The organism is Streptomyces goshikiensis (assembly GCF_014650555.1).
Classification (GTDB): Bacteria; Actinomycetota; Actinomycetes; order Streptomycetales; family Streptomycetaceae; genus Streptomyces; species Streptomyces goshikiensis.
In genome coordinates, this window is sequence record NZ_BMVE01000016.1 from 95,693 (window position 1) to 110,637 (window position 14,945).

Genomic DNA, 14,945 nt, shown 5'->3' on the forward strand with positions numbered 1-14,945 from the left:
GTTTCGCGCCGGTCATGGCGTATCGGGGTTTTCGCGGGGTCCGGATGGACAGCGCTCCGTGCGGCGGGGACCGCGTCCGTGGGGGGCGAGCGCCCGCCAGTCGAACAAGGGGGTTTTGAGCGATGGCTGCTCTGAGCTACGAGATCCTTACCGACCCGGTTCCGCTCCAGACGTCCGGGTCGGACGACGCCCAGACGTCCGTGGCGGGCACGGTGTACATCGTCGTCTCCAATCCGACGACGGACTGGGTGCCCTGGTACCAGATCGAGGTGGTCCTGCCCTGCGGGAAGGAGGCCGGGGACCTGACGGACCGGCCGGACATGATCAAGACCGGGATCGAGCCCTACGCGGTCCGGTTCGGGGACGTACCGAAGGACGAGTGGGACGCGGGCACCCGCACCTTCACGGTCTCCGCCGCCCTCGGCGGGCTGTTCACCCCGGGCGATTCGATGGTCCTGTCGCTGGACGGGTTCCCCGTCTCCGACAAGGAGGGCCTGGTCCGCCTCACGGTGAACGAGATCTCGGGCGGGGACCCGGGGGACGGGGTGCGCACCCACCCCCTGACCCTGAGCCTGCTGAAGCGCGCGCCGAAGGCACCGCGCAACTTCCGCCCGGAGGAAGCCCTGGTGGACGGGGGCGAGAACGTGGTCCTGGTGTGGGACGGCCCCGACACCCTGACCTACACGATCGAGGGCCCGGACGGCCTCTCCGTACCCGTCCCGCAACGCTCCGGGCCCGACTGGCGGTGGTCGCCCGGCCCGGACGACGCACCCCTGCGGGACGCCACCTACACCCTGGTGGCCACCTCCCCGGACGGACGGCAGCCCGGCTACTTCCTCACGACCACCGTCGCCGTGCGCAGGCCCGAGTTCGAGGCCGTCACCGCCACCCAGGGCCTCTTCGCGCCCCGGATCGAGGGCACCACGGACAAGGGCGTGATCGTCCTGACCGAGGACGGCGTCGAGGTCCTCGCCGCCGACGGCGAACCGGGCCTGGTCTCGGCCGGGAAGGCCGACGTGGAGGGCGTGACCACACGGTGGGTGCGGGGCCGCGACGCCGCCGCCGGCTGGATCGAGTTCCCCGCCGCCGGGCTGAACGTGTTCCGCGGCGAGGGCGACCGTAAGTGGGGGACCGTCGCCGCCGACAAGGCCGACCTGAACGGCATCAACACCGCCTGGGTGCAGGGCCGGGACGCCGCCGCCGGGTGGATCGAGTTCCCGGCCGCCGGGGTCAACGTCTTCCGGGGCGAGGGGGACCGGCAGTGGGGGACCGTGGCGGCCGACAAGGCCGACCTCAACGACCTCGTCACCGACCGGGCACGGGTCAAGGACCGGCTCACCCTGGACGGCGGGTTGACGGTCACGGACGTACTGGAGACACAGAGCGGGCCGTCCCGGCTGATCGTCCACGGCCGGCTGGACGCCGAGGGCGAGCTGAGCGCCGCTCAGAACGCCTCCATCGGAGGTGAGCTGAGCGTCAACGGCGAGCTGCGGGCCTCGCAGAGCGCCGAGATCGCCGGCGCGGTCGTGGCGAGCGACCTGACGGTCCGGGGCAAGCTGCGGACCAACCACGAGCAGTTCAAGCTCATCGTGGAGGGCGAGTCGCTCTTCCGCGAGCAGGCGAACGCCAACGGCGGGCTCGCGGTGCGCAACGAGCACGCGGGATGGCTGGTGCACGCCAAGGGAGAGCAGGTCTCGATCCAGGGAGACCTGCGGGTCCACGGCGCGTTCCGCTCGGACTCCTGACCCCGGGCGGGGGATGCCGCGCCGGCCACGGCATCCCCCGCCTACCCGCCCAGCCGTTCTCACGCTGCCGACTCCCGACCCGAACTCCGCTCGCGAGGCCACGCCGCACGCCGGGTCGGGACAATTCCGGGACGGCCGCCCCATGATTGCGGAACGGATTCCGGTCAATCTGCAGCCGCAAGCATCCTGAGCGTGGCCGACTGACTAGGCGGCCTGCCCCAGGTCCAGGTACGTCGCCCGCTGCACCACGCGCAGCCGGTCGAGGACTTCGGCGACCTCCGCCCGGTCCCTGCGGCCGGCGGCGAACGCCTTCAGGACCTCAAGGACCCGCGCGGACTTCCAGCACCGCAGCGCGGCCTCGTCCACCAGCTTCGGACCCGCCACCCGCATCAGGACCGCCAGCCGCCGGCGAGCGCGCCGCGCCCTGCGCCGGCCCCACCAGCCCTCCGGCGCCCGGTCGAGGGTGCGCAGAGCGTCCATCCCCTTCACCAGGGCCCGGATCCGGGCCTCTTGCGGGGCCGTCCAGTCCCGCCCCCGGCGGCCGGGAAGCGCGGACAGGACCTCCTCGACGGCCGCCCGGGCCGCGGCCGGCCCCCGTTCGTCCAGCAGGGTGACGGCCGACCACAGCGAGGTTTCCACCGCGGGCGCGTTGTCTCGTTCGGACACGACTTACCCCCTCTCCGTTCCTGACTCATGCCCGCACGACCGCCACGCGCAACGCGAAGGGGGTGCAGCGGCCCTTTCAGGAACGCACGGACCGGCGAGATCCGGCCCGCGGGCCTGGGCCGCCCGGGTGAGGGCCGCGCCGCTCACCCGCGCGGCTCACCCGCTCCGCTCACCCCCGCGGCTCACCCGCGCCCCTCACCCGCGCGGCTCACCCCCGCCCAGTTCCCGCTCGGCGGCATCCAGCAGCATCTCCAGCGCGACCGGATAGGCACTGTGCGGCATGCGCGCGGCCAGCAGCCCGGCCGTCGCCGCGATGTTCGGGTACTCCCGCGCCGGCAGCCGGGCGTACGTCGACTCCCACCGCTCCTCGTCCGAGTCGCGCGCCTTCTCCGACAGCGCCAGCGCCCCCGCGTCGAGCGCCGCGAAGGCCAGGCACTGGTCGATGTACGCGTGGTAGATCCGTACGGCGTCCACGTCCCCGAACCCCGCCCCCCGCAGGCTGGCGAGGATCGCCTCGTCGGCGGCGATCTCGCGCGGCCGGCCGGTCACCCGGCTCGCGGTCAGCAGCGCGGCCTGCGGGTGCGCGAGGTACGCCCCGTGGATGCGCAGCCCGAGCGAGCGCAGGTCCTCGCGCCACCGCCCGGTCGGGGCCCAGCCGGCGAGCGCCCGGCCGATCAGCTCCTCGCCGATGGCCAGGGTCAGGCCGTCCATGCCGTCGAAGTACCGGTACAGGGTGCTCGGATCCGCCCCCAGGGCGGCGCCCAGCCGCCGGGCGGACAGGCCCGCGCTGCCGTGCTCGCGCACCATCCGCAGGGCCGTCTCGACGATCAGCCGCTCGGAGAGCACCGTCCCCCGCCGCGTCGGCCGCCGCCGTCTGCGGCGCTCCTCCGGAACCACGTCCTTCGCCATCCACCCGCTCCCGTCCTTATGTCAACACCATTGACCTTAATCCGGAGCACCCGGTTCCATCAGTCCCCTGAGGCACACGCCTCACAGAGAAAGGACCTCGCCATGCGTGTTCTGCTCGTGGGTGCCGGCGGTGTGGGTAGCGCGATCACCAAGATCGCCGCCCGCCGCGACTTCTTCGACCACTTCGTCGTCGCCGACTACGACCTGACCCGCGCCGAGGCCGCCGTCGCCGCCCTCGGCGACGAGGAGCGCCGCTTCAGCGCCTGCCGCGTCGACGCCTCCGACGAGACGGCCGTCACCCGGCTGCTCAGCGAGCGCGGCTGCGACGTCCTGATGAACGCCACCGACCCGCGGTTCGTGATGCCCCTGTTCAACGCCGCGCTGGCGGCGGGCAGCCACTACCTCGACATGGCGATGTCCCTCTCCCGCCCGCACCCCGACCACCCGCACCGCGAGTGCGGCGTGAAGCTCGGCGACGAGCAGTTCGAACGGGCCGCGGAGTGGGAGAAGTCGGGCCGCCTCGCCCTCGTCGGCATGGGAGTCGAGCCCGGCCTCTCGGACGTCTTCGCCCGCTACGCCGCCGACCACCTCTTCGACGAGATCGAGGAGATCGGCATCCGCGACGGCGCCAACCTGACCGTCGAGGGCCACGACTTCGCCCCGTCCTTCAACATCTGGACCACGATCGAGGAGTGCCTGAACCCTCCCGTGGTCTACGAGCGCGAGCGCGGCTGGTTCACCACCGAACCGTTCAGCGAGCCGGAGGTCTTCGACTTCCCCGAGGGCATCGGCCCCGTCGAGTGCGTCAACGTGGAACACGAGGAGGTCCTCCTCGTCCCGCGCTGGGTCGGGGCCCGCCGGGTCACCTTCAAGTACGGCCTCGGCGACGACTTCATCGGCAAGCTCAAGACGCTCCACGCCCTCGGCCTCGACTCCACCGACCGGGTCGCCGTCCGCGGCGAGGACGGCCGCGAGGTCCGCGTCTCGCCCCGCGACGTGGTCGCCGCCTGCCTGCCCGACCCGGCGACGCTCGGGGACCGCATGACCGGCAAGACCTGCGCCGGCACCTGGGTCAAGGGCACCAAGGACGGCCTGCCCCGCGAGGTCTACCTCTACCACGTGGTCGACAACCAGTGGTCCATGCGCGAGTACGGCTCCCAGGCCGTCGTCTGGCAGACCGCCGTCAACCCGGTGGTCGCCCTCGAACTCCTCGCCACGGGCGTCTGGTCCCAGCCCGGCGTCCTGGGCCCCGAAGCCCTCCCGCCCACCCCCTTCCTCGACCTCCTCACCGCCTACGGCTCCCCCTGGGCCATCCGCGAACACCCCACCACCCAGCCCCCGCGCCACTGACCACCGGGCGACGATCAACCCCGTGCGCCACCCGGCGTCAGGCCCGACCCGGCGCCGGCCCTTCGCAACCTCCCCCGTGTGTGCGGCGTTGTGCTCCTGTTGGCCCCGATCTTCAGGAGTACCGCGTGACGCCTACCTCTCCACCCGCCACCGACGGCCTGTTGCGCCAGACCCTCGGTGAATGGCGCATCGGGCTGGTGGCCTGGCGGCTGCTCGTCCTGCAGACCGCGCACCCGGCCGTCGCGGCCGGCACCGCCCGCTACTCCACCTACCGGGCCCACCCCTGGCGGCGGATCGAGCACACCATGGACAGCGGCAGCCGGCTGTTCTTCGCCGGGCCCGAGGAGCGACGGCGCGAGATCGCCCGGCTGGAGCGCGCGCACCGCCGGATCCGCGGCACCGACGACGCCGGCCGCCCCTACACCGCCGAGGACCCGGAGGTACGCGCCTGGGTGATGCTGACGCTGTACGAGGCCATGATCGCCATGCGCGAGCTCTCCGGCGATCCGCTCGAACCGGCCGATCTCGACGCGCTGTACGCGGAGTTCAAGGAGGTCTGCGCGGCCCTCGGCATCCCCGACGAGGTCCTCCCGGCGACCGCCGCCGACGTACCCGCGTACGTCGACCGGACCGTCCGCGAGGTCCTCGAATGCGGCGACCAGGTCCGCTACCTGCTCTTCGAGATGCTGCGCGAGGCACCCGCCCCCCGCCGGCTCGGCCGCCTCCGGCCCGCCTGGCCGCTGCTGCGCGCCGTCGCCGCGAGCGTGCTGACCAGCCTGACCGTCGCCGACCTGCCGAGGGCCTGGCACGAGCGGTTCGCCATGCCCCGCACCCGTACCGCCGCCGCCCTGTCCTGGACGCTGCACCGCGGCATGCGCCAGGTGATGACCCGTCTGCCGGACCGCCTGCGCTACCGCCACTCGTCCGGTGAGGAAGGCCGGCAGCGATCTGCTGCCCGGCGGCCCACGGCGCCCGCGCCGCTGCCCCGGCCCCGCACCTTCGACTCCCGCCCCGCACGCCTGGAGGCGTTCTTCCGGCAGGTGCTCGACCAGACCGGTGACGGGCGGGTGGACTCCGCCGACCTCCAGGCGATGGTCCACAACGTGTGCTGGCAGCTGGAACTCCCCGTCGAGCGCGAGGACCGGCTCTACGCCGCCTTCGAGTCCTGGTGGGAGCAACTGCGCGAGGCCATGGACGCGGACGGCGACGGCGCGGTGGAGTGCGCCGAGTTCGTGTCCGCGATGCTGGGGGCATCGACCGGGATCCGCACTACCTCGACCGGGGCCTGGGGCCGGCGGTGCGCGCCCTGTTCCGGACCGCCGACACCGACGGCAGCGGATATCTGTGCGCGGACGAGTACCGCGTCCTGTTCGGGGGCCCGCGCGTCCACCCCGCCGAGCTGAACGACGCCTTCCGCCAGCTGGACGGGGACGGTGACGGCCGGGTCAGCGAGGAGGAGTTCGTCGCGGCGTTCACCGACTTCTTCACCGCCCGCGCCGACACCGCCGCGGGCGTGGCACTGCTGGGCCGTCCCTGACTCCCACTCGACCCGACCCGACCCGACCCGGCCCCGGCGCACCGCGCTACTGGCCCGTGTGGTGGGTTTGGTCGTTCCGGTTGCGGAGCCTGGCCCGGATCCTTTTGGCTGTGTATCCGACCCCGGTGACGATGACGGTCGCGAGCATGTTGCCGAGGAGGTCATGGCTGAGGAAGGCGTACAGCGTCGACGGGCTCATGGGGCTCTCCCTTGGCAGCAGGCCTGATGCGGTGGGGGAGAGGTTCTCCGCTCATCGCCTGTCCAAGGGCGGCCCCGGTGCGTTGGGCCTGGTCGCAGGGCATGTCCGGCTGGACATCGGCTGGTCAGGGATGGACGGCACGGCGGGGGAGGGGCGCGTTGGCTCCGCAGCGCGGGATCGACGAGGGCACGGCGGGCGGTCAGCTGGCCGTGTTCCTGGTCGAGCTGACCAGGCAGACGCCGGTGCGCGAGCTGTCCGACCGGTTCGGGCGGAGCAGTTCCACCTGGGGCAACTACCTCAACGGCTCCACACTCATCCCCAGACAGCTCGTCGGAAGGCTGGTGGAGTCCTTCACCCCGCCCGGCAGTACGCGGAACACCAAGGCGGTCCGTGGGCTGGAGCTGTGGAAGGCGGCTGAAGCCGAGCGCCGCGCGGGCCGGTCACCGTCCGCCGGCGGGGAGCTGGTGCGGGGGCGCCAACGGCGCGATGACGCCCTCCAGCAGGTCGTCAAGTACCGGGCGGTCGCGGCGAACGCGGAGAACCACCTCGCGGAGCTGAGGCCGATGCTCGCCCACACGCAGAGCCGGCTGGAGCATGCCGAGCTCCGGCTGAGACTCGGCGACGAGCGGGAGCGGGCCCGGGCGGAGCGCCGGCTCGGACAGGCCAGGGAGCGGCTGGGCCGGGTGCGGGTCCAGCAGGAGCTCGCCCGCCGCCGCCGGATGACGGCGGAGGAACAGCAGGAGTTCTGGATGGCCGAGGTGCTCAGCGCTCAGGAGGAGATCAGCCGCCTGGAGCGCGAGGTGCGCGACCTGGTGACCGTCCCGCCCCGACCCCGCGAACCCGTCGGCCGGGACGCCGCGGAGGCCCCGGAGGCCCCGGACGCCGTCGACGATGCCGACTTCGAGGCCCGGCTGGAACACATCACCGCCGAAGGCCTGGAGGACGCGGCGCTGATCGAGGAAGACCTCCAGCACCTCCGGCCCCCACCCGCCGATCCTGTCCAACCGTTGTCCAGTCCCGCGTTGGACAAGCCCGCCACCAGCGGTGACCGGCGTCTCGGGCAGACCCTGGCCTGGCGTCGGCTCGTACTGCCCTTCCCGCTGCTGGGCGTCACGGGGTTCCTGTACTGGGCCTGCCAGGAGGCGGCCTTCAGCAGGATCGGGGGCTGGGCGGTCATCCCCGCGACCGTGCTCTGCCTTCCCGTCCTGTACGGCAGCCTCAGGGCCACCACGGTGCGGAAGCTGCCGGCCCGCATCGCGGCCCCCCTGCTCCACATCGCCTGGTCGGCCCTGCTCGTCCTCGACCAGCTCCCGTGGCCCCCGCCCGGCACCGGCGCGAGATAGGGCAGCCGACGGAGCCGGCGGGCAGCGGTACCCGGGCGGGGAAACCTCAGGCCGTGTCGCGCAGGGTCCGGGCCTCCCGGGTGAGCCATGCCGGGCGGACCGTCTCGACATTGCGGCCGACGCCTGCGGCCGCGCGCTCCAGGGCCTCGGCCGCCACCGCCAGGTCTCCGGCGGCCCGCGCGCGAGCGGCGTCCGCGAGTGCCTGGGCCGCCGCGCCTTCCGGGGATCCGGCGCGCTGGAAGGAAGCCGCGGAGCGGTCCGCCGTCCCGGCCGCCTCCTCGTACCGGTCGCCGGTCCAGTGCGTCCACGCCAGGTTGTAGAGGCAGACGCCTTCGGTGCGCGGGTTCTCCATGGCCGATGCCGCCTGGAACGCGGCCTCCAGCGATGCGACCGCCTCGGCATGCCGGCCCAGAGCGAGCTGGGCCACGCCCTTGGCGTTGAGCGCGTAGTCCGTCGCCTCCCGCACCCCCGCCACCTGATAGGCGTCGACGGCACGGTCGCTCGCGGCGATGGTCTCTTCCCAGCTGCCCATGGTCAGCAAGGCCGTGAACCGGGCGTTCCAGGCCCGTGCCTCGGTCAGCGGGTCGCGCGACTCGGCAGCGATGGCGTTCAGCCGCTCGGCGCCGGCCAGAGCCTCCGGCCCGTGCCCCAGGGTGCTGTGGGCGAGGCTGAGGCTCAGTACCGCATGGGCCTCGGCCTCGGTGTCGCCGTTGTCGCCGGCCAGGACCGCCGCCCGCGACAACGCCGCCGCCCCGTCCTCAAGGCTGCCGAGTTGGCGGTGCGCGTCGCCCAGGCCGAACAGGGCGTCCTGCAAGGCCTGCCGGTCTCCCAGGCGCTCGGCCACCTCCGCCGCTTCCGTGAAGAGCGTCACCGCGTGTGCCAGCGGACCTCCGCTCAACCGGGCGTGCCCGTAACTGATCAGATGGGCGAGACGTGCCGCGTCGTCGGTCAACTTGTCCTCCAGTGTCAGGTGCATGGCGATCGCCGCGAGGGCGGAGCCGTGCCGGGTCATCCAGGGTCCGATCGCCCCCAGTACCAGCGCGGCCTCGTTCATGTCCCCTGCCCGCCGACGGTGTTCGAATGCGCGGCGGTGGGCGCGCACATCCTCCAGGCCGCGCCACCGCTCGCGCGCCGGGGCGGTGTGCGCGTACCAGTCCGCCGCCTGCCGCTCCAGGGCCCGGCGCCCGAGCGCCCCGTCCCGGGGCAGCGCGCCGTACGCGAGGTCGGCGTCCAGCGGATGCAGGGCGTAGGTGCGATTGGGCCGGTCCACCGAGAGCATCCGGATGCGCAGCAGTTGCGACATCACGCCCGCGACGTCAAGACCGGGCGCGAGGGCACCCACGATCCAGTCGATCGCCTCCCGGGAGGCGGGCGTGCGCAGAACGGAGAGTACGTCCACCACGACGCGGGTTTCCGGGCCCAGCCGCCGGTAGCGGTCCTGGGCGAGACCGCTGACCACGTCCTCGCGCAGGGTGAAGTCCTCCAGCACGTCCCGCAGGGTCGGCAGCTCCAGCACGTCGTCCGCCATCGCACCCATCAGCAGCTCCAGCGCACGCGGCACCCCGTGGACGCGAACCGCCGCCCGCAGCAACTCCTCGTCGGACAGCTGTGCGACGCCGAGGCTGCCGTCCTGGTCGAGTTCGCGCAGGAGCGCGATCGACTCGGCCGCGGGCAGCCCCTCGGAGAGTTCGACCTCCACGGCGAAGCGCCGCAGCTCCGGTGCCAGCCGCAGCGGAATCTGCGACGTCACCAAGAGGCGCGGAGTGTGACGGTTGCGGAAGAGGCAGTCGAAGAAGACCCCGAGCTCGGCGTCCTCAAGCCGGCCGTCGTCCAGGAGCAGGTCCTCCAGGTTGTCCACCAGGATGACGACGAGCTCGTCTCCCATCGCGTTGAACAGCTCGCCGACCTTGTCGTGCACCGGGCGGTTCGCCGCCCATACGCCGAGCAGCCGCGCCTCGGTCTCCGGGCCCAGGGCGCGGGCGCAGTCGAAGTACAGGCGCTCCAGGGTGACCCCCGACGTACGGGTGCTCAGATTGACGATCGCGGACGGCAGCGGCGCCCGCGTCTGTCCCGGCCACTGGCCCTGCTCCAGCATCTCCAGGACCTTGGCGGACAGCGCGCTCTTGCCCATGCCCCGCCGCCCGGTGACGGTCACCATGCGGACGGCGGGATCCGCGAGATGACGGCCCACCAGCTCGCGTGCCTCGATGCGGTCCTTGAACAGCTCCAGACCGTGCGTCACCGGCAACCCGATGACCCTCAGGGAAGACGCCCGCTGCGGCCCCCGCCCCGGCCCGGGCCCCGGCCCCGTCTCCGAGCGGGCGTCGGGCAGCGCCAGCGGATCCCCGATGCCCAGCAGCTCGGCGAGGCGGGTCCGCAGCGGTTCGCCGACGCGCCGCAGCGTGTGGTCGAGGCGGGCCGCGGTCAGCCGCCCCGGCCCCTCCCACCGGTGATGTTCGGCGATCACCCCGACGATGCGGGATCCCGCCCACAGGGCGGAGCCCGACATGCCCGACCAGGGCGACACCTGCGGATCGGGGTCGGCGGCGGCCACCGAGACGGTGACCTCCAAGGTCCCCGTCCTGAGATTGGACAGGGCGGCAACCGTTCCGTCCGCCTGGTGCAACTCGCGGAACTGCCTGCCCTCGGCGTCCCGTCGGCGCTTCCACAGCGGGAATCCGGCGGCGTGTACGTCGACCACGGCATGACGGTCGTCACCGATCCGTCCGAAGGGCGCCGGCCCGACCGGCTCGGCGCCGGCCGGAGGCGTGAACGCCAGCACCGCCACGTCCGTCGCCCCGTCCGACCACACCACCTCGGCCGGCGCGGACCACTGGCCCGGGCGGTCCGCCTCGAAACGCACCTGCACGCCGGCCGCACCGCTCACCACGTGGAACGCGGTGAGCACCACCGTGTTTCCGACCCGGTAGCCCGAACCGCGACGGCCGCCCTTCCCGGCGGTGACGATGACCTCGGCTATGCGGCGCGGGTCGAGCCCGGTGGCCACCGCCGCCCCGTCAGTTCTCACCGAGCAGTTCGTCCCCGGAGATCAGGGCCACCTGCTCGGGCGCATCCGCGAGCACGGGCTGGAGGGTCAGGGAGAGCCGCTGGGTGACGGTCGAGGACCGCTTCGCGGAGGCACTGGCATCGAACACCCAGAACCGGACCTTGACCCCCGGCTCGTTCGTGCGCTCCACCCCCACCGTGAGTTCCAGTTCCACGCGCTCTGCCCGGAACCGGAGATCGGAATCCTCACCGGCCGACATGGCGCGGCTCAGTTCCGCCCGCAGCTGCGCGATCATGTCCGCCAACTCCACGGCATCGTTCATCGACTGTCCCCCGAGACAACTCACCCAACTACCTACGGCTGCACGTCACATCATCACGCATCCGAATCAACCGCCGTCAATCAGATGGCCGTTCAGCCGAAGAACGCACCGGATCCAGCCCGGACTTACCCGGACGAATCCACCCACCCCGCCAACGGCCCGTCCGGCCGTCCCCCCCCACCGCCGAAACGATTCTCCTCCCCGGTCCCCCGGACAGGCGAGTGACCAGCTCCGAAGAGGGGCCCCCGCACCCGGCGGGCCCCTCAGCCGCGCCCCCGCCCCGCCAGAGCCGGGCCGGATCCGTTCAGTGCGTGAGGGCGTAAGCGGCCGGTTCCGTCTTGTAGGGGGCGAAGCCGGTGTTGTCCTTGCAGCCGAGCTGCTCCCAGGTCTTGTCGTTGGTGACCGGGTCGGTGTGCGTCAGCCGGTACTTGCACGCGCCCTTGATGAAGTTGCCCTGCACCCCGCCAGGGAAGTCGATCTCCTTGTTCCACAGGTACGGCGACTGGTAGTTGTTCACCCGGGCCGTCGCATTGACGTCGATGCCGCCGGGCGCGTAGATCTCGTACACCCAGCCGGTCTTCTCCTCGCCGTACGTCGCGAACCTCTTGGCCACCGACTGGTCGCAGCTGGTGCTGAGGTGCGCGCTGAGCTGGCCGCCGCCCTTGACGATGTACTCGGCGAGGGGCGTGAGCTGGTCACCGCGCGGGGTGAAACCGGTCCGGAAGATCTCCTCGACGTTCTCCCTCGTGTCGCCGCGCCACAGGGTGTTGACGTCCTCGCGCCACTGCCAGCGCTCGCTGGAGGCGGTGGCCGCGACGGTGCGGGCGATCCGCGCGATCGTCGTGGTGCGCCACCAGTCCGTGGCCCGGTACTCGACGACCGGGCCGCAGGGCGCGGTGGTGTCGTCGGCCGCCGCCGGCGCCGCGGTGGCGGTCGGGGTGAATGACGAGGGAGAGAAGGAAGGTGGAGGCAAGGACCCGCAGAGTGGCCTTCAGCATGCTACGACGACCCATCAGTCGAATGCGTTCTCGGAAAACGGAGGAGCACCCCGTTTATAGGGGCGCCGCTCATCGGCCGAGCCACGGTCCGGCGGACGGATCACCCGTGCGGCGGGATCAGTCGTACTGGTAAAAGGATTCACCGAACAGCCCCCGCGCCATGGAAGCGGCGACCCTCTGCACTTCGCCTCTCTCCCAAGCTCCTATGCTGCCGCCATGGGCCGGGATCTCACGTTGTTCATGGTGGACTGGGAGCAGTTGCGCACCTTCCCCGCCCAGGACCGGATCGAGGTGCTGGGCGACAAGGCCTGGCCATGGTGGCTAGACGACTTGTGCGACCTCGGCCGCGAGTGGCCCGCCGGCTGGCTCTGGCCCCCGGGCCCCGAGCGGGCATGGTGCGCCGAGTACGTCTTCTTCACCACCAGTGGCGCCTATTGGCCGCATCTCCGCGCGGGCACCGCATGGGCTGACATGCGTCTGCTCGTCGAAGCGTCCGTTCGTGAGGCGATGGACACGTTCCTCGACCGTCTGATCTGGGACGCGGATCCGGCCGACGATCTAGCCGTGGCCGGCGGCGGGGGGCGCGTCCCGCCCGCCACGGACCGCTGGATCCCACACGCCCTCCTGGCGTGCCCGCCGGCGGCGGTACACGGCAAGGCCCGAGCCTGGGAGCGGCTGGAGCCGTGCCTGGGCAAGCTGCGCGGGCCGTTCGCCGCCGAGTGTGAGGGCTGGGCAGGCCGCCCCGACACCTTCGAGGCCTTCATCGCGCTTCTGCGCGAATGGGGCGACGTTACGACGGAGGCCGCCCGACACGGCTGGGGCCTGGTGGGCCTGCCCTAGCCGCCGGCAACCAGGGGGAACGTGATGTACGTGGGTCACGACCGGGGAGCTTGTGGTCCCTCGGGGCCGGTGTTGTCCAAGGACGGCGTGGCTGGCTGAGGTGTGGGGGCACGTTCACCGCACCGGACGATGCCCGGTGCCGAGCCGAGTCGGCACCCGCGCCCGTCCGCCTCGCGAACCGCAAGATGAGTACGAGGACTCAGGCCTCAGCGGCGCCCGTCACCGACGATGAGTACCACCACCGCCGAGACCGGGAGCCCACTCATGCTCAGCCGCATCGCCGACGTCCTGGTTCCCGCCGTCGGACGCCTGTCGGTGACCACCGACGCCGACGCCGACACCGCTCTCGCTCCTGGCAGCATCATCGCCGCGAACCACACCTCACTGGCCGACCCGGCCATCGTGCTCGCCGCCTTGCGCAGGCTCGGCGTCGAGCCGGTCGTGATGGCGGCCGCCGGACTGTGGCGCGTCCCGCTCCTGGGCCGAGTCCTCGCCGGCGGGGGACACATTCCGGTGCTCCGCGGCGACCGGCGGGCCGCCGCCGCGCTCGACACCGCCGCCGAAGCCCTCGAAAAGGGCCGACTGATCCTCATCTACGCCGAAGGCGGTCTGCCCCGCCGCAAGGACGCCGCCGAAGCCGCCCCCGGCCCCTTCCGCAGCGGCCTCGCCCGCCTTGCCGAACGCACCGGCGCTCCCGTCGTACCCGTGGGCCACGCCGGCGCCCGCCGCGTCACCTCGGGAGGCCTCGGCAAGCAGCTCGCAGGTCTGGCCACCGCACCCCTGCGCCGCCCGGACCTGCACGTGCACGTGGGCACCCCGCTACGGCTGACCGGGGACTGCCAGGCGCGCACGGCGCGGGCCCGGACCGCGGTCACCAACGCCTGGCGGACCGCGGCGGCCCACCTGGACGACTCCTCCCCGATCGCCGCGTAGCTCTAGGACGCCCGCCAGGTGATCCACTTCGCGTCGGGGCCATCGCCCTTGTAGCTGACGGTCGCCGGCTCGTCCCCCTTCGGAAGCATGTGGATCGAGCACTGCCGCACCGTGGCGTTCGGCTTGACCATCGTGTCCGGCACCGTCCTCGGGCACTGCGCCACTCCGGGCCCGCCCAGATCCAGCAGGATCACGGGCCGCACCTGCTTCCCGCCCGCGCTCTGGAGCCACACATGGTCCTGCATGCCCGGATAGACGTCGTACCGACCGGTGTTGAGGTACTCGACGGTGACGTAGTACGGCACGAGGTCCTGCCCGCCGTCGCCCGCCTTGGAGCGGCTCAGATCCGCCGGATCCCCGGCGCGTACGGTCGTGGGGGTGGCCTTGACCGGAACCAGGTGGCCCTTGCCGTCGTCGACGGCGGCTTCGGCGGGCGTGCCCGCCGGCAGTACCCCGCCGCCCCCGCCGCCGAGCCCGTCACCGACCTTCCAGACGACGGTGTCGCTCCCCTCCGCGGAGTATGCGACGGTCGCCGGCTCCTGCCCCTTGGCCAGCATCACCAGTACGCACACCTCCGCCGTACCCCCGGCGGGGACGGTCGCCGGATTGCCCTTGCGGCAGTGCTCCGGGAGGGCCGGAGCCGTCGCCAAGGCCATGTTGACGATCATGACGTCCTTGCCGGACACACCGTTCGTCCCGACCACGGACAGGGTGTCCGCCAGGTTCGGCCGGTCCATCGCGAGCTCGCCGGTGTTGGAGAACTCGACCGTCAGGAAGTACGGATCCATGCCCTGGAGCTCGTCGTCGAGCCGGATACCGGCGAGATCGCCTCGCGAACCGGACAACAGGCCCTTGGGCGTGATCTGAACCGGCCGCTTCTCCCATGTCGCCCGGCGCGCCTCGGTCCCCAGGGGCAACGGCCGCGCCGCCGACTCGGCGGGCGGCGTGCTCGCCCTCCCGCTGCCGGCATCGCCATGCCCTCCGCCGCAGCCCGTGACGAGCACCAGCAGCGCAACCGCCGCCACACAAACGGGCGTACCCCGACGCAGTCCCACGTTTCCCCCATCGATCCACGGCGTACGGGACCGGTGAACAC

At 72.5% G+C, this 14,945-nt stretch carries 14 protein-coding genes; 7 read left to right on the top strand and 7 right to left on the bottom strand.

All coding sequences use genetic code 11. The annotated features are described in order from the left end of the window. Positions 1-122 precede the first annotated feature (122 nt). Positions 123-1,745, top strand: coding sequence for a hypothetical protein (locus IE248_RS32450; RefSeq protein WP_190032548.1), 1,623 nt, complete (start codon positions 123-125; stop codon positions 1,743-1,745). 204 nt (positions 1,746-1,949) lie between these two features. Here the strand turns inward: IE248_RS32450 and IE248_RS32455 are convergent, their stop codons facing one another. Both IE248_RS32455 and IE248_RS32460 read right to left on the bottom strand, forming a co-directional pair. Further along, positions 1,950-2,411: a hypothetical protein gene (locus IE248_RS32455; RefSeq protein ID WP_100582267.1), complete on the bottom strand. Its 462-nt coding sequence runs from the start codon at positions 2,409-2,411 to the stop codon at positions 1,950-1,952. Between the two features lie 195 nt (positions 2,412-2,606). Further along, complete coding sequence (locus tag IE248_RS32460) at positions 2,607-3,320, bottom strand: TetR/AcrR family transcriptional regulator (protein WP_190032549.1); 714 nt, start codon at positions 3,318-3,320, stop codon at positions 2,607-2,609. Positions 3,321-3,422: 102 nt separating this feature from the next. On the opposite strand from IE248_RS32460, the gene IE248_RS32465 reads away from it, so the two are divergent. From IE248_RS32465 to IE248_RS37865, 3 genes are all read left to right on the top strand, one after another. Next, positions 3,423-4,670, top strand: coding sequence for a saccharopine dehydrogenase family protein (locus IE248_RS32465; protein ID WP_190032550.1), 1,248 nt, complete (start codon positions 3,423-3,425; stop codon positions 4,668-4,670). 125 nt (positions 4,671-4,795) lie between these two features. Beyond that, positions 4,796-6,073 carry an oxygenase MpaB family protein gene (locus IE248_RS32470; RefSeq protein WP_229895693.1) on the top strand — a complete coding sequence of 426 codons (1,278 nt, stop codon included), beginning with the start codon at positions 4,796-4,798 and terminating at the stop codon, positions 6,071-6,073. After that, entirely contained in the window at positions 5,968-6,207 is a 240-nt protein-coding gene (locus IE248_RS37865) for an EF-hand domain-containing protein (protein WP_229895694.1), read from the top strand. Before IE248_RS32470 ends, IE248_RS37865 begins: the two co-directional genes overlap by 106 nt. A 46-nt stretch (positions 6,208-6,253) precedes the next feature. Here the strand turns inward: IE248_RS37865 and IE248_RS32475 are convergent, their stop codons facing one another. Next, positions 6,254-6,406, bottom strand: coding sequence for a hypothetical protein (locus IE248_RS32475; protein WP_164496572.1), 153 nt, complete (start codon positions 6,404-6,406; stop codon positions 6,254-6,256). A 158-nt stretch (positions 6,407-6,564) separates the two neighbouring features. Here IE248_RS32475 and IE248_RS32480 point away from each other — a divergent pair, with 158 nt between their 5' ends. Then, positions 6,565-7,749 (top strand): hypothetical protein, encoded by a 1,185-nt coding sequence (locus tag IE248_RS32480; protein WP_190032551.1) that lies wholly within the window; start codon positions 6,565-6,567, stop codon positions 7,747-7,749. A gap of 46 nt (positions 7,750-7,795) precedes the next feature. On the opposite strand, the gene IE248_RS32485 is transcribed toward IE248_RS32480, so the two are convergent. The 3 genes from IE248_RS32485 to IE248_RS32495 all read right to left on the bottom strand — a co-directional run bounded on the left by IE248_RS32485 (position 7,796) and on the right by IE248_RS32495 (position 12,051). Continuing rightward, a complete protein-coding gene (locus IE248_RS32485; RefSeq protein WP_190032552.1) occupies positions 7,796-10,777 on the bottom strand; it encodes a trypsin-like peptidase domain-containing protein in 2,982 nt (993 codons plus the stop codon). Then, positions 10,767-11,078: a trypco2 family protein gene (locus tag IE248_RS32490; RefSeq protein ID WP_008740872.1), complete on the bottom strand. Its 312-nt coding sequence runs from the start codon at positions 11,076-11,078 to the stop codon at positions 10,767-10,769. Before IE248_RS32490 ends, IE248_RS32485 begins: the two co-directional genes overlap by 11 nt. A gap of 304 nt (positions 11,079-11,382) precedes the next feature. Next, positions 11,383-12,051, bottom strand: a complete 669-nt coding sequence (locus IE248_RS32495) for a scabin-related ADP-ribosyltransferase (RefSeq protein WP_229895695.1) — start codon at positions 12,049-12,051, stop codon at positions 11,383-11,385. Positions 12,052-12,292: 241 nt separating this feature from the next. Between IE248_RS32495 and IE248_RS32500 the strand changes: the two genes are divergently transcribed. Together IE248_RS32500 and IE248_RS32505 are read left to right on the top strand one after the other, a co-directional pair. Next, positions 12,293-12,916, top strand: coding sequence for a hypothetical protein (locus tag IE248_RS32500; protein WP_190032553.1), 624 nt, complete (start codon positions 12,293-12,295; stop codon positions 12,914-12,916). Positions 12,917-13,180: 264 nt separating this feature from the next. Next, a complete protein-coding gene (locus IE248_RS32505) occupies positions 13,181-13,849 on the top strand; it encodes a lysophospholipid acyltransferase family protein (RefSeq protein ID WP_190032554.1) in 669 nt (222 codons plus the stop codon). Positions 13,850-13,851: 2 nt separating this feature from the next. Here the strand turns inward: IE248_RS32505 and IE248_RS32510 are convergent, their stop codons facing one another. Next, on the bottom strand, positions 13,852-14,694 hold the full coding sequence (locus tag IE248_RS32510; protein ID WP_190032555.1) for a hypothetical protein: 843 nt from the start codon (positions 14,692-14,694) through the stop codon (positions 13,852-13,854). Between the last annotated feature and the right edge of the window lie 251 nt (positions 14,695-14,945).